17 protein-coding genes are annotated in these 19,723 nt (G+C 68.6%); 5 read left to right on the top strand and 12 right to left on the bottom strand.

The genetic code is table 11. The features are described 5' to 3' along the window. Positions 1–619 precede the first annotated feature (619 nt). Both ACFWDI_RS35840 and ACFWDI_RS35845 read right to left on the bottom strand, forming a co-directional pair. Complete coding sequence (locus tag ACFWDI_RS35840) at positions 620–1,606, bottom strand: IS481 family transposase (protein WP_385310626.1); 987 nt, start codon at positions 1,604–1,606, stop codon at positions 620–622. A gap of 528 nt (positions 1,607–2,134) precedes the next feature. Continuing rightward, the gene (locus ACFWDI_RS35845; protein ID WP_327323132.1) at positions 2,135–2,338 is read right to left on the bottom strand and encodes a cold-shock protein; all 204 of its coding nucleotides are present in this window, start codon (positions 2,336–2,338) and stop codon (positions 2,135–2,137) included. Positions 2,339–2,587: 249 nt separating this feature from the next. On the opposite strand from ACFWDI_RS35845, the gene ACFWDI_RS35850 reads away from it, so the two are divergent. Next, positions 2,588–2,815, top strand: coding sequence for a hypothetical protein (locus ACFWDI_RS35850; RefSeq protein WP_385310629.1), 228 nt, complete (start codon positions 2,588–2,590; stop codon positions 2,813–2,815). 731 nt (positions 2,816–3,546) lie between these two features. After that, positions 3,547–5,661, top strand: a complete 2,115-nt coding sequence (locus ACFWDI_RS35855) for a recombinase family protein (RefSeq protein WP_385310630.1) — start codon at positions 3,547–3,549, stop codon at positions 5,659–5,661. Here the strand turns inward: ACFWDI_RS35855 and ACFWDI_RS35860 are convergent. From ACFWDI_RS35860 to lipB, 4 genes are all read right to left on the bottom strand, one after another. Further along, the gene (locus ACFWDI_RS35860; RefSeq protein WP_385310632.1) at positions 5,543–6,253 is read right to left on the bottom strand and encodes a DUF4191 domain-containing protein; all 711 of its coding nucleotides are present in this window, start codon (positions 6,251–6,253) and stop codon (positions 5,543–5,545) included. The two genes, ACFWDI_RS35855 and ACFWDI_RS35860, sit on opposite strands and share 119 nt — an antisense overlap. A 19-nt stretch (positions 6,254–6,272) precedes the next feature. Continuing rightward, entirely contained in the window at positions 6,273–6,482 is a 210-nt protein-coding gene (locus tag ACFWDI_RS35865) for a hypothetical protein (protein WP_385310634.1), read from the bottom strand. A gap of 285 nt (positions 6,483–6,767) precedes the next feature. Then, complete coding sequence (lipA, locus tag ACFWDI_RS35870) at positions 6,768–7,733, bottom strand: lipoyl synthase (RefSeq protein ID WP_385310636.1); 966 nt, start codon at positions 7,731–7,733, stop codon at positions 6,768–6,770. A 102-nt stretch (positions 7,734–7,835) separates the two neighbouring features. After that, positions 7,836–8,630, bottom strand: a complete 795-nt coding sequence (gene lipB, locus ACFWDI_RS35875; protein WP_385310637.1) for a lipoyl(octanoyl) transferase LipB — start codon at positions 8,628–8,630, stop codon at positions 7,836–7,838. Between the two features lie 274 nt (positions 8,631–8,904). Between lipB and ACFWDI_RS35880 the strand changes: the two genes are divergently transcribed. After that, positions 8,905–10,350 carry a regulator gene (locus ACFWDI_RS35880; RefSeq protein ID WP_385310639.1) on the top strand — a complete coding sequence of 482 codons (1,446 nt, stop codon included), beginning with the start codon at positions 8,905–8,907 and terminating at the stop codon, positions 10,348–10,350. 100 nt (positions 10,351–10,450) lie between these two features. Here ACFWDI_RS35880 and ACFWDI_RS35885 read toward each other — a convergent pair whose 3' ends face one another. Beyond that, positions 10,451–11,764, bottom strand: a complete 1,314-nt coding sequence (locus ACFWDI_RS35885; RefSeq protein WP_385310640.1) for an NAD(P)/FAD-dependent oxidoreductase — start codon at positions 11,762–11,764, stop codon at positions 10,451–10,453. Positions 11,765–11,956: 192 nt separating this feature from the next. Then, a complete protein-coding gene (locus tag ACFWDI_RS35890) occupies positions 11,957–12,856 on the bottom strand; it encodes a TIGR01777 family oxidoreductase (protein WP_385310642.1) in 900 nt (299 codons plus the stop codon). Between the two features lie 36 nt (positions 12,857–12,892). Here ACFWDI_RS35890 and ACFWDI_RS35895 point away from each other — a divergent pair, with 36 nt between their 5' ends. Further along, complete coding sequence (locus ACFWDI_RS35895; protein WP_385310644.1) at positions 12,893–13,414, top strand: GNAT family N-acetyltransferase; 522 nt, start codon at positions 12,893–12,895, stop codon at positions 13,412–13,414. Between the two features lie 55 nt (positions 13,415–13,469). Here ACFWDI_RS35895 and ACFWDI_RS35900 read toward each other — a convergent pair whose 3' ends face one another. Then, entirely contained in the window at positions 13,470–13,991 is a 522-nt protein-coding gene (locus ACFWDI_RS35900; RefSeq protein ID WP_362676359.1) for a DUF4240 domain-containing protein, read from the bottom strand. A 111-nt stretch (positions 13,992–14,102) separates the two neighbouring features. Here ACFWDI_RS35900 and ACFWDI_RS35905 point away from each other — a divergent pair, with 111 nt between their 5' ends. Beyond that, positions 14,103–15,032 carry an SDR family oxidoreductase gene (locus ACFWDI_RS35905; RefSeq protein WP_385310646.1) on the top strand — a complete coding sequence of 310 codons (930 nt, stop codon included), beginning with the start codon at positions 14,103–14,105 and terminating at the stop codon, positions 15,030–15,032. Positions 15,033–15,037: 5 nt separating this feature from the next. On the opposite strand, the gene ACFWDI_RS35910 is transcribed toward ACFWDI_RS35905, so the two are convergent. From ACFWDI_RS35910 to aceE, 3 genes are all read right to left on the bottom strand, one after another. After that, complete coding sequence (locus ACFWDI_RS35910; protein ID WP_385310647.1) at positions 15,038–16,003, bottom strand: helix-turn-helix transcriptional regulator; 966 nt, start codon at positions 16,001–16,003, stop codon at positions 15,038–15,040. Between the two features lie 46 nt (positions 16,004–16,049). Then, complete coding sequence (locus ACFWDI_RS35915; protein WP_385310650.1) at positions 16,050–16,868, bottom strand: MerR family transcriptional regulator; 819 nt, start codon at positions 16,866–16,868, stop codon at positions 16,050–16,052. Positions 16,869–16,976: 108 nt separating this feature from the next. Continuing rightward, positions 16,977–19,646, bottom strand: a complete 2,670-nt coding sequence (gene aceE, locus ACFWDI_RS35920; protein ID WP_385310652.1) for a pyruvate dehydrogenase (acetyl-transferring), homodimeric type — start codon at positions 19,644–19,646, stop codon at positions 16,977–16,979. Positions 19,647–19,723 lie beyond the last annotated feature (77 nt).

The raw sequence follows: 19,723 nt of genomic DNA on the forward strand, positions 1-19,723 counted from the left end.
GGGACGCATGGCGTCACCGGGCCGCCTCTCTCTGTCTGTCGTAGGTCAGCGCTGCTTTCCGCCGCGCGGCATCCGCATGCCCTTCGGCATCGGCCCTTTCGGTCCAGTTCTCTCAGGTTGCCTATCCGTTCACTCTGTCTGTAGCGCCCTGACCTGGGGTAACAGGGGCCCTCTCCGCTCGGAGGGGCCTCTTCTGCTGTGTGGCGGTCTGTGGCAGACCCCAAACGCCTTGCATCCGATGATCGCGAAGCCGGAAGGCTGCAAGGACGAGAGCCAGCAGAATGAGGGGGGAGGAGTCTCCCTAAGAGATCAACAAGACTTCCGGCACCGCTGAAGCGGTGAGGGTTACCGACGAAATGCAGCGTGCGAGGTGATGGGATGCCTCTGGATATGGGGAAGCCCGTCACTGCTGGTGACGGGGCTCATGAGCGACGGACCAAGGTGAACCGGGCGGCCGGGCTGTGGCAGTCGTTCTTGATAATGCGTGCGCCGTCCTGGTGGCTCCCGCCCTGCACCTGAAGGCATCCGCTGGCGTTGGGAACATGTGGTACGTCCCGTCCCCGAAGGGTGGGCTTATCCGACCCTTCCAGGCGCTAGATGTGCATCTGCCGGAGCTGGGTTACACCCGGGTCTGGGTCTTCTGCTTGAGGCGTTCGTAGGGAGTTTGGCCACCGAGAGCGCCGTGCGGGCGATGGTAGTTGTAGTAGTCCTCCCACTCGCGGAGTTTGTCGTTGAAGACGCCGGTGTCATCGATGACGATGCCGGCGAGCATGCGGTAGAACTCCTCGGCATCGATGCGGTGGGAGCGTTCGACCTTGCCGTTGAGGTGCGGGGACGCCGGTTTGATGTAGGTGTGGGCGATGCCCTTGTCCAGCACGTGCCAGTGGAAGGCGGACTGGAACTCCGCGCCGTTGTCGGTCTGGATCACCTCGACCCGGAACGGCAAGCGCTCCAGGAGGTAGTCGAGGAACTGAATGGCGGCCTTCTGGTCGCACCGCGGGTAGATACGCAGCACCCGCAGCCGGGTGCAGTCGTCTATGGCGGTGAACTGGTAGTACTTGGCTCGGCGCCGTGCCTTCGGAAGCTTGCCGGTGACCGGGGCCGGGGCGGAGGTCTCGGCCGGGACGCCGACCGGTTCGATGAACTTGACATCGACCTGGACCCGGTTGCCGGGCAGCTGCTTCTCGTAGCGGGTGTAGCGCTTGTCGTGGCGCTTGTAGCGCTGGGAGGCAGGCAGCCGATTCATGCCCAGTTTTTTGAGGATGCGGTAGACCGCAGAGCAGGCGATCTCGATGTCGTGGTACCGCTTGAGGTACATCTTGATCTTCATTGGCCCGAAGTGGTAGTTCTGCCGCAGATAGACGATCTTGTTGACCACATCGGTCTGGGTGGCGTGGGGGCAGTGGTGGGGCCTGCTGGAGCGGTCGCGCAGGCCGTCAAGGCCTTCTTCCTGGTAACGCCGCTGCCACTTGTAGAAGCAATTGCGGCTGATCCCGTAGTACCGGCAGGTCAGTGAGACGTTTCCGGTGACTTCCTCGGCGTGACGCAGGACCGCCAGGCGTCGCTGGGCCTGACGGTCCTGCTGCAGTCTGACTGAAGGGGGCATGCCAGATCTCCGTAGTGGTAGGAGACCCAGGTGTCAACAACGTCCGGCAGTTTTATAGCTAGATCAGTGGGCGAACAGGCGCCGGGCGGCTGCCGTGGGCCACCCGTAGGCCCCGCTGCGGCCACTGGTACAGCCGAGACGTCACCGAGGTATCCCCGCGCAGGTCCACGGACACCTGATAGACCACCCTCCCGTCAGGCCAGTCCTGCCGAGCCTCCACCACTGCGTACCGCCACCTCCCGTGTGACCACACCCTCAGCGCCGGACGGTCGCCCTTCGGTCACACCGTCACCTTCGGCTCCGGCCCGTTCTGGGGGCGCACGGGCGCGCTTCCGTCGGCTCAGGGATCGTCTCGTCGCTCACACTCCGAGCGGTAGGCACAGACCTCCGCGTTGCTGCGCCCGGGCAGCCGCGGGGAGCCCCACGCGGGCCCCGCCCTCCTTGCGAGATCCTGTTGGTGAATCCGGGACTGCACTCTGTTCCACTGGCCATCGCGTGGAACAGAGCGCAGGCAGAACGAGGAAGGGGTTACAAGGGGCGGACCATTTCCGCTTGCGGCCCCTTCTGCCCCTGGGTGACCTCGAACTCCACCCGCTGGTTCTCTTCCAAGCTTCTGTATCCGTTGGTCTGGATGGCTGAGAAGTGCACGAACACGTCCGCGCCGCCATCGTCCTGGCTGATGTAGCCATACCCCTTGTCGGAGTTGAACCACTTCACAGTGCCTGTTGCCATCGGACCCTGTCCTTCATTCGGTGCCACGGCGCGATCTTGACGCCCCGGCCGCAGTCCGATCGAGCAGACTTCGGCACTTGATCATTTCCTTTCGCCGCGGCGAAATCCGCGATCCTCCCTGTACCTCACCCGTGGGGATGAACCCGCCGCGTCACGGTTCTCCCCCGAGGTGAGATGCGGTCGGCCAGCAGGTAGGCATCGCCAACGGCTGGTCGTCACCAGCCGGCACCTGGCAATGGAGGACGCGACATGGCGACGACAGAGCGCCGACGGATGGCAGCCGACACGATCAGTGAAGCTGAGCAGGTTCGTGACGAACTGACAGCGGCCCTCAAGGCTGCGGGCAACGTCCTCCCTTCGCTCCGGATCGATCCGGTGTCCTGTGTCGGCAAGGCACCGGCTCTCATTGAGCTGAGTCGCTGCAACTTGGAGACCGCCCGACTGCGGACGGCGGCGCTCACCAAGGACCCGACATGAGCCACCAGGAGCAGCCTCAGGCGATCTACAGGCCCCAACTTCACGAGATCGTAAAGGACGCCAAAGGCAACCTCGGCGAGTACATGGGCGAGACGCTCGGTAAGTGCCACCTCCGCCCCATTGGTTGAGGCACGGAATGGGACGTGAATCCGCCTCAAATCAGGGAGTGCCCTCCGCAAGAGCGGATGCAAGTGAAGTTGACAGTGCTCAACACGAGGAGCCGTGAGGAGCGATAATCAGTCGGTTAGCGGCCTTCACGAATCCCCTGTTAATCATGATGATTTCCGGCTCAGTCGGATTCGTCCTTGGCGTGACTCTAGCCAAGCCCCTATAGCCCCGTGGCCTCCTACCGGATGAGCCAATCGAAATGTTCCCCCGCGTTTCGAGCCTGGTAGGTGGCCGCGGTTCCAACCTCCCTTGTGGCTCAGTCAGGCAGAGCCCGAACACGCCGATCCAGGGCGGGGTGCTGGACTGGGGGCGAAGCCGTGAGCCAGGACCAGGGCGCAACGCCCCCCGACCTGCGCATATCTGAGACAGACTCAGAGGGAAGGACAGTCACATGGGTTGTGACTGAGGCGATTGGCTCCATGGGTCACACCGTCGCATGCTCTAACTGTTGTTCTCGCGAGAGCTGCGGGGTGCTGACGTATGATCAGGTGAGCCATACGACGACCCCGGGAGCGTTTCTCAGGCCCTCCCGGGGCCGCCTCGCCAGTCATGAAGGGACTGACATGGGTAAGTCTGTCATATCTGCAATCGGCGCCGCCGCTCGGGTAATGAATGCTTCGGCACTCCGAGCCGTTGACTATCTACGCGTTTCTACCGAGGACCAGACAAAGGGCTACGGCATTGCCTACACGGGGAAGCGAACCACCGCCCACATCTCGCGTAAGGGCTGGAACCACGTAGGCACCTACACGGATGAGGGCGAGTCGGGGACACTCCCTTGGGAGAAGCGGCCGGGCGCATCGGAGATCATGGATCTTGCCGTCCAGGAGCCGCGTCCGTTCGATCTGGTCTGCGTCTACGAGACACGGGCCATCGGCCGCCAGAACCGCGTCTTCTGGGAATGGGTCTGGAAGCTCCAAGACCTCGGAATCTTCGTCGCCGTTGTGGACGAAGACATCGACAACACCACTGAAGACGGCGAAGCGCGCATGCGCGAGAAGGCGAACGAGGCGTTCAAGGAGCTTGCCCGTATCCGGAAGCGCACTCAGGGCGGCATCCAGGAGAAGGCAGAGATGGGCGGCTTCCCTGGTGGGCAGGCCCGCTACGGGTACCGGATCGCGAACAAGGGACTCAAGGGTGAGCAGCAGCTAGTCATTGACGACTGTGACGGCGGGGACGCGTGCTCACGCACCGACCCGTGCGAAACCCTGCATGAGGCTCCGGTCCTCCGTTCTGCTCGACAGATTGCAGTGAGGGAGAAGGGCAATTGGCGGAAGGTCGCCCTCTACCTCAACGCCGAGGGCTTCGCGACGCGCTCCGGAATTCCCTGGACTCACGCCAACATCCGAGCTCGCCTCACGGATGAGGACCTGCTGAACGCCCGGTACATCTTCCGTAGCGCAAAGAACGCTCAACTCCGCGCGGACGGCACTCCTGTTTGGGGGGCGTCAACCACGCTCGAACTGCCGAGGATCTTCACTGAGGCGGAGGTGGCAGAGCTGCGAGCGGCTACCGCTAAGCCACAGCGGAAGTCTCCTGTCGTGGGTCGGACGTACACCCTCTCTGGCCGACTCGTCAGCCCCTGCGGACAGCGCTACGTGGGCGGCAGCCCTGCCGACTCCGAGACACTGCACTACCGCTGTAGCGGCAAGGCTGAGGACTATGCCGGCGGCGGGTCGTGCTCCTGCCCGCAGATCTACGCGCAGGGAGTCGAAGAGTGGGCTTGGAAGAGCATTTGCGATCTGCTCGGCGACGGTGACCGGCTCAGGACATTGGCCGATGAGTGGGTCGGAACGACCGCTAAGCAGCAGGTTGATTACTCCTCCCGCCTGGCGTCCTTGGACCAGAAGATTGCCGAGAAGGACGACACGATTGATCTCATGATGGCGGTCGCTGCGAAGAAGGTGACAAGACAAGGTCTCACAGGTGCTGCGGCCGAGGAGGCTGTAGAGAAAGAGCTCAAGCCTCTCTATGAGGAGCTTGATCAGCTTCGACGCGAGCGGGCCGAAATTGAGGTCTGGCAGTCGGAGGCAACAAAGGCTGATCAGCGTGCGAAGGATCTTCAAGCGCTGGCTCAGACAGCCTCTGAGCGTCTGGACACCTTCACGAAGGAGCAGCAAGCGGAGTGGGTTGCGCTGCTCGACATTGAAGTGAAGGTTCTCGAAACCCCACCCCACATGCATCGCGGCTTGGCCTGCCCCATCGGTACGTGGTTCAGGGCAAACGAGCGGCAGGTACCGACCCTCTGTGACTGCACCTGGGAGCAGGTTGTTGAGCTGGAGGGGTTCCCGAACGGTGGGGTTGCGCCTCGCCAGCGGGGCGGGCTCGCCCCCAGGACGGTCCTGGAGGCGTTCCTGAAGAAGGCCCGCACCGGCGTTGCCTGGCCGGAGTTGGACGCGGAGAACGGTTCGACGGGCCTGATTGGCCACTGGAAGCGTTGGAGTGCGTCAGGTCGGTGGGAGCGCGTCATGGACGCCATGAAGGGCTGTGACGGGGGGCCTGTCGCCCCCCGTCATCCGCTTCCCAAGTTGGAGATGACAGGGAAGGTGCGGCCTGGCGTCATCCTCGCGGTGGGCGGGACTGTCCGCGAGCACCACGCCCAGGAATCGGACCCTTCGGAAGCGGCATATTGCTCATCAGGTCGCCCATCGCCCGCAGCCGGTCGTTGGCCGCCGTGACCTGCGGTCCGCTGAGCACCCGCGGCAGCTTCAGCATCGTGGTGCGCACCTTCTTCAGCGGCACCTGGCCTTCGCCGTCGCCGACGATGATGTCGTGCACCGGTACGTCCACGACAATGCGCGCCATCTTCTTCTTCTCGGCCGCCAGCAGCGTCTTCAACCGGTTCGGGTTGCCTTCCGCCACCAGCACGATGCCGGCCTTGCCGACCGCCCGGTGCACCACGTCCTGGCTGCGGTTCATCGCCACCGCCGGGGTCGTGCTCCAGCCGCGTCCCACGTTCTGCAGCACCGCGGCCGCCGCGCCCGGCTGGCCCTCCATCTGCCCGAAGGCCGCTCGCTCGGCGCGGCGTCCGAAGACGATCGCCATCGCGAGGAAGGCCAGCAGGAAGCCAAGGATGCCCAGATAGATGGGGTGATCGATCAAGAAGCCGATCGCGAGGAAGACACCGAAGGTGACAATTCCCACAGCCGCGACGACAAGGCCGACCTTGGAGTCGGCCTTCCGGGTCATCTTGTACGTCAGAGCGATCTGCTTCAGTCGCCCAGTGTTCGCAGCAGCGTCAGTGCTGTCTGAGTTTGCCTTCCTCGCCATGTCTGGAAGTTTACGTGGCCTAGGAAGTGCGGTCGGCCACGGCCTCCAGTACGTGCTGCGCCTCGACCCTGTCCTTGGCTCGGCGCCGGTCTTCGAGGACCGCCGTCCATGCGTTCCGGCGGGCGGTGCGCTGTCCACTGCCCAGGAGCAGCGACTCCATGGCGCGCAGAGCATCGGTGACGGACGGAAGGGCGGTAGCGAGTACGGGGCGTACCGGCGCGGCCTGCATGGTTGAGGTCCCCCTAAGGGAGCGTCGACGACGAGTGGGAGCGGTGCGCAGTGCAGTGCGGGGCGGTGCGGTGGAGCGTGCGGTGCGGTGAGCTTTGAGAGCTGTGCGTAGACCCAATGTCACTGATTGGTGTTACCAGTGCATGACCGAGCGGTCAAACACCGATGAAACCTTTATGCGCCGCCCGCAAACGTTGACGCGGCCCGTACGCCGCCCCGACCTGCGGGGAGGGTGCGAGCCGCGTCAAACCGGCCATTACTCAGCGGTAATTACTTGTGCCTGAATTCACACAGTCTGCGGGGTGGCCGCGGCACCCCGTCGCTCCATCGCCTGCTGGTACAGCCGGCCCGCGCGGTACGAGGAACGGACCAGCGGTCCCGACATCACACCGGAGAAGCCGATCTCCTCGGCCTCCTCCTTCAGCTCCACGAACTCGTGCGGCTTCACCCAGCGCTCGACCGGGTGGTGGCGTACCGAAGGACGCAGATACTGCGTGATCGTGATCAGCTCGCAGCCCGCGTCGTACAGGTGCTGCAGCGCCTCGCTGACCTCTTCGCGCTCCTCGCCCATGCCCAGGATGAGGTTCGACTTGGTGACCAGGCCCGCCTCGCGGGCGCGTGTGATGACCTCGAGCGAGCGCTCGTAACGGAAACCGGGGCGGATCCGCTTGAAGATCCGCGGCACGGTCTCGACGTTGTGCGCGAGCACCTCGGGACGCGAGGAGAAGACCTCGGCCAGCTGCTCGGGCACCGCGTTGAAGTCGGGGATGAGGAGCTCGACCTTGGTACGGCCCGCCTCGCGCTCCGACGTCATCGTGTGGATCTGGCGCACCGTCTCCGCGTACAGCCAGGCGCCGCCGTCCTCCAGGTCGTCGCGCGCGACGCCGGTGATGGTGGCGTAGTTCAGGTCCATCGTGACGACCGACTCGCCCACACGGCGCGGCTCGTCCAGATCGAGCGCGGCAGGCTTACCGGTGTCGATCTGGCAGAAGTCACAGCGCCGGGTGCACTGGTCGCCGCCGATGAGGAAGGTCGCCTCGCGGTCCTCCCAGCACTCGTAGATATTCGGACAGCCGGCCTCCTGGCACACCGTGTGCAGACCCTCGCTCTTCACGAGCTTCTGCATCTGGGTGTACTCGGGGCCCATCTTCGCCCGGGTCTTGATCCACTCGGGCTTGCGCTCGATGGGGGTCTGGCTGTTCCGGACCTCAAGGCGCAGCATCTTGCGTCCGTCGGGTGCGACTGCGGACACGTCCGGCTCCCTACGACTTCGATTCTTCGGCGGACACCAGGGTACGCCCGTTATTTGTGTGGCCTTACGTCTGGCCAACCCTTGGCCAGAGGGCCGCATTCCCTAGACGGCGGCCTCGACGGCCCGCGGCCGCAGTTCGGCGTTCTCCAGGACGTCCCGCAGATGCTTCTCGATGACCGGGAGCACCTCGGCGATGGTGATCTCGCGGCCCAGTTCGTACGAGAGCGAGGTCACACCCGCGTCCCGGATGCCGCAGGGCACGATCCGGTCGAACCAGGTGTTGTCCGGGTTCACATTGATCGCGAAGCCGTGCATCGAGACGCCCTTGGCGATACGGATGCCGATCGCGGCGAGCTTGCGGTCCTCGCGGCGCTGGCCGGCATTGGAGGGAGCGTACTCCGGGCCGTTCAGCCGTGGGTCGAACTCCTCGTCCTGCAGCCGCGGGTCGAAGTCGAGCGAAAGACCGCCGATCGCCGGACGCTGTTCGACCGGGTCGCCGAGCACCCACACACCGCTGCGGCCCTCGACCCGGCTGGTCTCCAGGCCGAACTCCGCGCAGGTGAGGATCAGCGCGTCCTCGAGCCGGCGCACATGTGCGATGACGTCCACCGGGCGCGGCAGCTTCAGGATCGGGTAGCCGACCAGCTGGCCGGGGCCGTGCCAGGTGATCTTGCCGCCGCGGTCGACGTCGACGACGGGAGTGCCGTCCAGGGGGCGTTCGCTGTCTGCCGTGCGCCGGCCCGCCGTATAGACGGGCGGGTGCTCAAGGAGCAGGCAGGTGTCATCGATCTCGTCGGCGAAGCGGGCGGCGTGGACCTCGCGCTGCTTCTGCCACGCCTCCTGGTACTCGACGGCTTGCTCGCCGAACCCCAGTTGGACGAACCGCAGCTCACTCACGGCTGTGCCTCCCTAGAACCTTCACCCTGCACTCATCGCGCCCTTGCCACTGTACGGCGGCTCCGGAAAAGGCGGCCGGGCAGGTGCTGGGCAGGTGCCGGGCGGGTGCCGGGGGCAGTTCCGGGTCACGCGTCGCCCGTCAGCGACGTCCCCAATCCTCACACGATCGGATGAATGTGGGGCGAAGCTCGCGGTTCGAGCGGTAGGGGCAGCTAAATTCGCGCCGTTCCATGAGGGCTGCTCCCGGCCCGGAAGGCAGGAGACCGCACAGCTGATGACGGAACGACCCTCGCAGCGCATCCCCAACCGACAGCTCGCCGCGCTCATCGCAGAAGCCGGATTCTCCAACGCAGGCCTTGCCCGCCGAGTGGACCAGCTCGGCCTCGAGCACGGCCTGGATCTGCGCTACGACAAGACCTCCGTGACCCGCTGGCTGCGCGGTCAGCAGCCGCGCGGCACGACCCCCGCCCTGATCGCCGAGGTGTTCACACGGCGGCTCGGCCGGCGGCTCTCGGCGCAGGACCTCGGTCTGGACGCCTGTGCGCCCGTCTACGCCGGTCTGGAGTTCGCCGCCACGCCCGAGGAGGCCGTGGACATCGTGAGCGGGCTGTGGCGCAAGGACTCCGGCAGCCATGCGGAGCTGCGCAAGATCGCCTTCACTCCGGCCGGGCTCGTGGTGCCCAGCAGGGACTGGCTGATCGGGCGGGCCGACGAGCGGGTGAGCCGGGCGGACGCGGTCCAGAACGGGACCGCCCGTATCCCGGCCCAGGGCCGGGCCGCCCTCCCGCGCCAGCGTGGCACGGACCGGGGTCCCGGCCAGAGGGTCACCGGCGGCGACATCGCGGCACTGCGCTCGGTCGGTGAGCTGTTCCGCACCCTCGACCACGCCTATGGCGGCGGGCACGCCAGGCAGGCGCTGGTGCGCTATCTCGAGCACGAGGCCGAGCCGATGCTGCGCGGCACCTACGGGGAGGTGGCCGGGCGGCGGCTGTTCGCCGCGGCGGCCGATCTGACCCGGCTGGCCGGCTGGACGTCGTACGACATCGCGGCCCACGGCCTCGCCCAGCGTTACTTCGTCCAGGCCCTGCGGCTCTCCCAGGCGGCGGGCGACCGGGCGTACGGCGCGTATGTGCTGGTGACCATGAGCCGGCAGGCGGTCTATCTGGGGCATGGACGTGAGGCGGTGCAGCTGACGCGCGTCGCCCAGCAGGGGGTCGGCTCGTCGGCTCCGCCCGTGGTGCAGGCGATGCTGCATTCCGTCGAGGCGCGCGGGCACGGCGTGCTGGGCGAGGTACGGGCGTGCACGGCCTCGCTCGTACGGGCCGAGCGGGCGCTCGAGACGGCGCGGCCCGGCGACGATGTGCCGCACTGGGCGCGCTTCTTCGACGAGGCGCAGCTCGCCGACGAGTTCGGGCACTGCCACCGGGATCTCCAGCAGTACCGGCCGGCGGTGCAGCACGCGGAGCGCTCGCTCCAGCTGCGCGCCCCGGCGTACGCGCGCAGCCGCCTCTTCTGCCGGGTGGTGCTGGCCTCCGCCCGGCTCGGACTGGGCGAGCTCGACCAGGCATGCGCGCTGGGGGCGGAGGCGGCCCTGCAGGTGTCGGAGATGCGGTCGGCGCGGGCGGTGGAGTACGTACGCGAATTCGAGCGGCGGCTGGAGCCGTACCGGGACGCAGCGGCGGTACGGAACTATCGCGACCGGGTGGCCGCGCTGGGCTGAACCCGGGGCCCGGGTGGACCTATGACCCGGACCCCGGACCTGACTCCGGGACCCCTGACCCAGGGATCCCGGGGCCCCTGACTCCGGGACCTCAATCGCCCTAGGCCACCGCCGAGAGCGCGACGGTTTCGTACCCGGGCTGCTGGAGGCCGAAGTCGCGCAGGATCGCGTCCGCGGCCCGGCGGCCCGAGAAGAGCGCGCCCTGGACCGTACTCGTGTCGCGGTGGTCGCCGCAGACATAGAGGCCGGACAGCAGCCGCACCGGACGGCGCAGATCGTGCGGCGGGGGCATCGCGGGCACCGCCTCCGGGTCGTGGTGGACGGCGAGCAGCTCCCAGTCGTCCGTGGGCGTGCCGTACAGCGTGGCGAGGTGGGTACGGACGCTGCGGTCCAGATCCGGCGGAGGAGTCCCGAGCACGGTCGACGAGATCAGTACGCGGCCGTTCGGAGCGCGCGACGGATCGACCTCGCTCATCACCGCCGTGTGCGAGACGGGGCCGCCGCGGTCCGCGTCCAGCAGGAGCGCCGGGTCCGTCAGCGGCGGCGCGGACGCCGTGTGGTGAAGGACCGTCACGGGGTGGAAGGACGGTACGCGCAGGCCCGGCAGGAGCTCCGCGGCCGCGCGGGCACCGGTGGCCAGCACCAGGGCGCGGCAGCCGATGTCGCCGTACTCCTTGGTCGTGACCCGGGTGATCGAGGCGTCGGTGACCCGCACCCCGGTGTGCACGGTGCCGGACGGCAGCGAGGCTGCCAACTGCTCGGGCAGCGCCGCCGCACCGCCCGCAGGGACGCACAGTCGGCCGCGCGCGAAGCCGCGCAGCGCCAGATCGGCGCACCGGCTCGAGGTGGCCAGCGCCGGGTCGCAGAGCAGCGCCGACAGCAGCGGGCGCAGGAAGCCGTGGACCGTACGCGCCGGAAGGCCGCGGGCGCAGAGCGAGCCCGCGGTGGGCCGCTCGGGGCGGGTGAGGAGCCGCTCCACCGGAGTGGCGGCGAGGCGGGCGAGAGATGCGCCGAGCCGGGCCTGGTCGAGCGGCCGGGGGGCGCTCGCGAGGGCGCGCGCCACGGTAAATGCGCCCCGTGCGCTCCCCGCTTCACCGGTCCGCCGGACTGCTTCGCCGGTCCGCTGGAGCCGTCCTTGGCTGTGCACGAGTACACCGGGCGAGAAGGGCCGCAGGACGACATCACCGAGCCCTGCCGTGCGACGCAGCTCCGGATACGAGGTGTTGAGCAACTGGCCTATGCGGTCGAGCCGGAAACCGTCGATCTGCTGGGTGGCCATCCGGCCGCCCACATGAGGGGCGGCCTCCAGAACGCTGACCGAGACGCCTGCGCTGGTCAGTTGATGAGCCGCCGAGAGACCGGCGATCCCGGCCCCGACGATGACGACATCCGCATGGTGAGCGCTGCTGAGCACGTGCCCCTCCCCGAGGTCGGCGCGGCTGGTGGGAGGCTCATGCCCCCAACAGGCCCCGGGAATACCCGAGTGCGGACCGAGACTAGGGAGCCGTCGCCGTACCGCCAGTCGCGCATGCCGTGGAGCACCGGAGCGCGGGGGCGCACACGGCCCCCGGCCGTCCGCCGGGCGGCGGGGCTTCTCAGACGCGCCCTACCGCAGAGCCGCGCCGACCGCCTCGTTGACGCTCGGAAAGGCGAACGAGAAGCCCGACTCCAGCAGTCGGGCCGGCAGCACCCGCTGGCTGCTCAGAATGTCCCCGGCCAGCTCGCCCAGCGCGATCCGCAGCGCGGGCGCCGGGACCGCGAACACCGTCGGACGGTGCAGCGCCCGGCCCATCGCCGCGGTTACCTCGCGATTGGTGACCGGGTCCGGCGCCGTGAGGTTCACCGGCCCCGCCAGCGACTCCGTGTCGAGGATGTGCCGCAGCGCCGCGACCTCGTCGTGCAGGGCGATGAAGCTCCAGTACTGCCGGCCGTTGCCCAGGCGCCCGCCGAGGCCCGCCTTGAAGAGCGGGAACATCCGGCCCCACGCACCGCCCTTGCGGGCCACCACAAGTCCGGTACGCGCGAAAGCGGTCCGCACGCCCGCCTCCTCGGCCGGGGCCGCCGCCTCCTCCCACTCCACGCACATCTTCGCCAGGAACCCGTCCCCGGGCGGCGCACCCTCGTCCACCGCACGCTCCCCGGTGTCGCCGTAGTAGCCGATGGCACTCCCGCAGACCAGCACCCGCGGCGGTACGTCGAGGCCGGCGACGGCCTCCGCGATCGCCGCCGTGCCGAGCACCCGGCTGTCCCGGATCTCCTTGCGGTACGCATCCGTCCAGCGGCGCGCACCGACCCCGGCGCCGGCGAGATTCACCACGCCCTCGCAGCCGACCAGTCCGGCCACGTCGACGTACTGCCGGTGCGGGTCCCACTCCACCTCGTCGCCGGCCCGCGCGGGCCGCCGCACCAGGCGCACCACCTCGTGCCCGTCGGTGCGCAGCGAGCGCACGAGTGCCGTACCGATGAGTCCGGTGGAACCGGTGACCGCGATCCGCATGGCCCCCATCCTGCCCCCGCGCGGCCCCGTGGCACAGTGACGACCATGCCCCGGTCGCACATACGCCCCGCACGTCACACCGACGAAGCAGCGCTCGGTGCGCTCGACCGGGACACCTGGTCGCCGCTGCATGCCGTGCAGCCGAGGCCGAAGCCGCCGTACGACCCCTTTTTCGACGCGAACCACCGGCCCGAGGACTTCCTGGTCGCCGAGGACATCTCCGAGGACATAGCCGAGGACGGTGACGGCACGATCACCGGCTTCATCCGGCTGATCCCGCCCACCCCGCTCGCCTGCAACCAGCATGTGCGGCAGATCCAGGGCCTCGCCGTGGCCGACCGGGCGCGCGGCCGCGGGATCGCACGAGCGCTGCTGCGGGCGTCGTTCGACGAGGCGCGCCGCCAGGGCGCGGTCCGGATGACGCTGCGGGTGCTCGGACACAACCTGCCGGCCCGCACGCTGTACGAGTCGGAGGGCTTCGCGGTCGAGGGCGTACTGCCGGGGGAGTTCTGTCTGGACGGGCGGTACGTCGACGACGTGATGATGGGCCGCAGCCTCACCGTCTGAGAACCACCTCTCGTGAGAGCCGGTCTCGTGAGGAACCTTCTCGTGAGGACCGTTCTCACACGTTTCCGAAGCGCTCCCAGAGCCTGGGGAAACGTTGCGCCAGAGCCGCGTCGTCGTCGAAGTCGAACGGCGTGCCCAGCGGCTCGGCGGTCTGCGGCGGGATTCCCAGATCCGGTGCCACCACGCCGGTGAGCTGCTCGTACGCCTCGTCCGCCGCGTACCCCAGCTCCTCGCCGTCCCCGTCGATGTCCTCGTCGAACTCGTCCAGCAGCTCGGCGAGCGAGTCCGGGTCGTGCAGCGCGCCCTCGAAGATCTCCCGGCCCTGCCCGATCAGCCAGCAGCGGAAGTAGTCGAAGGCGTCGTCGCTGGCACCGCCGAGCAGCACGGCAGCCGCACCCCACAGATCCCAGTGGTACGCGCGGTTGTAGCGGGCCTCGAAGTGCCGGGCGAAGTCCAGCACGGAGTCGGGGTCGAGCTGCAGCAGCCGCTCGACCATCAGATCGGCATGATCCTCGGGGTCACCCTCGGCAGCCTCGCGGGTGCTGTCGATGATCTCCCAGAACTCCGTCTCGTCCATCACGGGACAAGCATCGTGGTTGGCGGGGGGCGGCGCACGCGGAGCCGCCGAAATGCTGACTCTTTTGAATGGCGGACAGAGGATGTCGGGTATCCGTGCGACGGTCGGCGTATGACGGACACACCACCGGCAGGGAAGCCACTGGCAGGGAAGATCGCACTGGTCGCGGGCGCGACCCGGGGCGCGGGCCGCGCCATCGCCGTACGGCTGGGCGCCGCAGGCGCGACCGTGTATGTGACGGGACGGACCACCCGAGCGCAGGTCAGCGAGGTCGGCCGGGCGACCGAGACCATCGAGGAGACGGCGGAACTGGTCACGGCGGCGGGCGGCGAGGCCATCGCCGTACCGACGGACCATCTGGAGCCGGAGCAGGTGCGGGCGCTCGTCGGGCGGATCGAGAGGGACCACAGCCGGCTCGACATCCTGGTCAACGACATCTGGGGCGGCAATCATCTGCTCGACTTCAACACAAAGATGTGGGACGTCGACCTGGACCGCGGGCTGCGGATGCTCGAACTCGGCGCGAAGAGCCACATCATCACCAGCAGCATCGCGCTTCCCCTGCTGGTGCGGGAGCCCGGCGGCCTGGTCATCGAGGTCACGGACGGCACGGCCGAGACGAACAAGGGCTTCCGCGAGAACTTCTACTACGACCTCGCCAAGAACGCCCCGATCCGGATGGCCTTCATTCTGGGCGAGGAGCTGAAGAGCGTGGGCTGCACGGCGGTGGCGGTCACCCCGGGCTTCATCCGTTCCGAGGAGATGCTCGACATCTTCGGCCTCACCGAAGTGACCTGGCGCGACGGGATCGAGAAGCAGCCGCACTGGGCGCTCTCCGAGTCGCCGGTCTATCTCGGCCGGGGAGTCGCGGCGCTCGCCTCCGACCCGGAGCGGGCCCGCTGGAACGGACAGTCGCTCTCCAGCGGAGCGCTGGCCAAGGAGTACGGCGTCACGGACACGGACGGCAGTCGGCCGGACGTCTGGGCCTTCATGCTCCAGGAGACGGCGGGGGCGGAGCCCTCCTTGGCTGATTACAGGTAGCGCGGCTATCTGTAGAGCTGGGCCGCCCGCTCCGCCGACTCGGCGAACAGAGCACGCAGCTCCGGCGGCTCCAGCAGCTCCACCTCCGGTCCCAGCGCGAACAACTGCCCGTACGCGACCTCATGGGACTCCACCGGCAGAGTGAGCGTCATCCGGCCCTGCCCGTCCGGCCCTTCCGCCGCCGCCAGCGCCTCGCGGGCCGCCGCCCGGTCCGTGACGTACGGCAGCCGCCGCGCGCCCACCTCCGTGACCCGGACCACCACTTCGGCACGGAGGATGGAGCGTACGAACTGGGCCGCGCGCTCCTCCCAGAAGGCGGGCAGGTCGAAGTCCTCGTCGCGGTCGAAGAGTTCGCCCTCCACGTCCACCGCCGTGAACCGGTCGATCCGGTACACCCGGTAGGCCGTGCGGGCGCGGGCGCACAGGTACCAGACGCCCGCCTTGAGCACGAGTCCGTACGGCTCCAACTCCCGCTCCACCTCGGCGTCCCGGCGTCGATAGCGGGCCTTGATACGGCGGTCGTCCCACACCGCCTCGGCGACCGCGGGCAGCAGCTCCGGCGTCTCGGGCTCCTGGTACCAGCCGGGCGCGTCCAGATGGAACCGCTGCGCCGCCGAATCGGAAGCGCCCCTCAGCGAGGGCAACAGCGCCGCGGACACCTTCAGGCGTGCCGCGGACGCCGCGTCCTCGAGCCCCATCTCCCGCAGCGCGCCCGGGAGCCCGGAGAGGAAGAGGGCCTCGGCCTCACTGCGCCCGAGCCCGGTGAGCCGGGTGCGGTAGCCGCCGACCAGCCGGTAGCCGCCGGCCCGGCCCCGGTCGGCGTAGACCGGGACACCGGCCTCAGACAGCGCGAGGGCGTCCCGGGTGATGGTCCGCTCCGACACTTCCAGTTCCCGCGCCAGCTCGGCGCCGGTCATGGAGGGCCTGGCCTGGAGGAGCAGCACCATCTTGATCAGCCGGGCAGCACGCATGCCCCCATGATGACGGAGGCACTCGGGCCACGGGCGCCGACAGAGGTCAGGCCAGCGGCTCCTGCAGCTCGGTCACCCACTTCTCGCGGTCCGCCGGGCATTCGAGGTTGACCTCGCGCGCATACCCCGCCGAGCGGTGGTCGCCCGCGTCGATCCAGCGGGCCAGGTTCTGGGCCGTCGGCACGATCGCGTCCATCGGGCCGCGGTGCACGATCGTCGCGGCCCGCTCGATGGCCGGCAGATCGACGATCTCGAAGTCCTGGCCGGGCTGCGGACCCGCCGCGACCGTCACTCCCGCGTGCACCAGGATCGCGCCGTCGCCCTCGGGCGCGTCCTCGTAGTAGGCGATGCCGGGTCCCGTCGGAGTCACGCCGGCCGCCTCCAGACGCTTGAACAGCTCGTCGTAGAGAGGGCTGATGACCGGGCTGATGTGCTCGGGTTCGTAACCTGCCGCGGTGGCGGTCAGCTCGGCCACCCGTACCGCGGGGATGCTCTTGACGATGACGTCCTGACTGGGCATGTGCCCCTCGCTCTCGATCGACCGGAGCCTCGCCTCGACCTGGGCCAGCCGCGCGGCCGACGCGGCCATCGCCGCTTCCAGCTCCGCCTGCCGCAGGGTGAGCATCCCGCGCAGCTCCTCCGTACTCACCCGGTCCTCCAGGATCTCCTGCACCTGTTGCAGCGTGAAGCCGAGATCCTTCAGGGCGATGATGCGGTTGAGCTGCGCGAGCTGGGCCGCCGCGTAGTGGCGGTAGCCGCTGAACGGATCAGTACGCGCGGGACGCAGCAGCCCGATCGCGTCGTAGTGACGCAGCATGCGGGCCGACACACGGCCGTGCCTGGCGAAATCTCCGATGGTGAACATGACGCCCCCTAGTGCACGGCTTCACACGGTGTCAGGGTCAAGGATCACCTACGACAGAACCCCCGGCGGCCGAGCGGCCACCGGGGGTTCGTCGTACGTCGGCAGAGGTCAGAGGCCGTAGCGCTCGCGTGCTTCCTTCACAGCCGAGGCCGGGACCTCGCCGCGCCTGGCCAGCTGGGCCAGCGCCGCGACCGTGATCGACGGGGCGTCGACGCCGAAGTGACGGCGGGCCGCGTCACGCGTGTCCGAGAGACCGAAACCGTCCGTGCCGAGCGAGGAGTAGTCCTGCTCGACCCACTGGCTGATCTGGTCCGGAACCTGGCGCATCCAGTCGCTGACCGCGAGCACCGGGCCCGGAGCCCCCTCCAGCGCCTGGGTGACGTACGGAATGCGCTGCTCGCCGCGCAGCAGTGCCTCGTCGCACTCCAGCGCGTCACGGCGCAGCTCGCCCCACGAGGTCGCGGACCAGACATCGGCCGTAACTCCCCAGTCGGAGCTGAGCAGTCGCTGCGCCTCGAGGGCCCAGTGGATCGCCGTGCCGGAGGCCAGCAGCTGCAGCCGCGGGGAGTCCGCGGCCTGGGCCACACCCTCCTTGAAGCGGTAGAGACCGCGCAGGATCCCCTCCTCGACACCCTCCGGCATCGCGGGCTGCGGCTTCGGCTCGTTGTAGACGGTCAAGTAGTAGAAGACGTTCTCGGCCTCGGGGCCGTACATCCGGCGCAGACCGTCCTTGACGATGACGGCGATCTCGTACGCGAAGGCCGGGTCGTAGTTGAGCGACGCCGGGTTCGTGGCCGCGATCAGCTGCGAGTGGCCGTCCGCGTGCTGCAGGCCCTCGCCGGTCAGCGTCGTACGGCCGGCGGTCGCGCCGACGATGAAGCCCTTGCCGAGCTGGTCGGCGAGCTGCCACATCTGGTCGGCCGTGCGCTGCCAGCCGAACATCGAGTAGAAGATGTAGAACGGGATCATCGGCTCGCCGTGCGTCGCGTACGACGTGGCGGCGGCGATGAAGTCGGCCATGGCGCCGGCCTCGGTGATCCCCTCGTTGAGGATCTGGCCGTCCTTGGCCTCCTTGTAGTACATCAACTGGTCGCGGTCGACCGGCTCGTACGTCTGGCCCAGCGGGGAGTAGATGCCGGCCGAGGGGAAGAGCGACTCCATACCGAAGGTGCGGGCCTCGTCAGGGACGATGGGAACCCAGCGCTTGCCGGTCTCCTTGTCCCGCATCAGGTCCTTCACCAGGCGCACGAAGGCCATGGTGGTGGCCATCTCCTGCTTGCCGGAGCCCTTTTCGAGAGCCTTGAACGCACGCTCCTCGGGCGCGGGCAGCGCCACCGCCTGTACGCGGCGGGCCGGGGCCGGGCCACCGAGGGCCGCGCGGCGCTCCTGGAGGTAGCGGACCTCGGGGGAGTCGGCGCCGGGGTGGCCGTAGGGCACCAGGCCGTCGGCGAAGGCACTGTCCGGGATCGGGAGTCCGAGCAGGTCACGCATGCCCTTGAACTCGTCGATGGTCAGCTTCTTCATCTGGTGGTTGGCGTTCTTCGACTCGAAGCCCTTGCCGAGCGTGTAGCCCTTCACCGTCTGCGCGAGGATCACGGTCGGCGCGCCCTTGTGCTCGACGGCCGCCTTGTACGCCGCGTACACCTTCCGGGCCTCGTGGCCGCCGCGGGAGGCGTAGAAGCACTCGGCGATCTTCGCGTCGCTGATCAGCTTCGCCAGCTCGACGAGCGCGGGCTCGGCGCCGAAGAAGTGCTCGCGGATGTACGCCACATCACGCGTCGCATACGTCTGGAACTGGGCGTCCGGCACCTCGCGCAGCCGGCGTACCAGCGCGCCCGTGGTGTCGAGCTGGAACAGCTCGTCCCAGGCGGAGCCCCACAGCGTCTTGATGACATTCCAGCCCGCGCCGCGGAACTGGGCCTCCAGCTCCTGCACCACACGGAAGTTGGCGCGGACCGGACCGTCGAGGCGCTGCAGATTGCAGTTGATGACGAAGGTCAGGTTGTCGAGACGCTCACGGGCCGCGAGGGCGAGTGCGGCGGTCGACTCGGGCTCGTCCATCTCGCCGTCGCCGAGGAAGGCCCAGACGTGCGAGCCCGCGGTGTCCTTGATGCTGCGGTTGGCCAGGTAGCGGTTGAAGCGCGCCTGGTAGATCGCGGAGAGCGGGCCGAGGCCCATGGAGACGGTGGGGAACTCCCACAGCCAGGGCAGCCGGCGCGGGTGCGGGTAGGACGGCAGTCCGTTGCCGGCCGCCTCCTGCCGGAAGTTGTCGAGCTGCTGCTCGGACAGGCGGCCGTCGAGGAAGGCGCGGGCGTAGATGCCGGGCGAGGCGTGGCCCTGGATGTAGAGCTGGTCGCCGGAGCCGTCACCCTCCTTGCCGCGGAAGAAGTGGTTGAAGCCGGTCTCGTAGAGCCAGGCGGCGGAGGCGAAGGTGGCGATGTGGCCGCCGACGCCGAAGCGGGAGCCACGGGTGACCATGGCGGCCGCGTTCCAGCGGTTCCACGCGGTGATGCGGGCTTCCATCGCCTCGTCGCCGTCGAAGGCGGGCTCGGCGGAGGTGGGGATGGTGTTGACGTAGTCCGTCTCCAGCAGCCGGGGCACGGGAACTCCGGCCGTCTCGGCGTGCTGAAGGGTACGGCGCATCAGATACGCGGCGCGGTGCGGTCCTGCGTGCTCGGTGACGGCGTCGAGGGACGCCGCCCACTCGGCGGTTTCCTCGGCATCACGGTCCGGGAGCTGGTCGAGCTCGCTCGGAAGCTTGCCTACGGGGTCGGTCATGATCGCCGCCTTCCGGACAGGAGGGGGGTGGAGAAAGGAGCCTTGTCTGGCAGGACAGGGCGAGGGGTTGGTGAACC

The sequence above is a fragment of the Streptomyces sp. NPDC060064 genome (genome assembly GCF_042736455.1).
Taxonomy (GTDB): domain Bacteria; phylum Actinomycetota; class Actinomycetes; order Streptomycetales; family Streptomycetaceae; genus Streptomyces.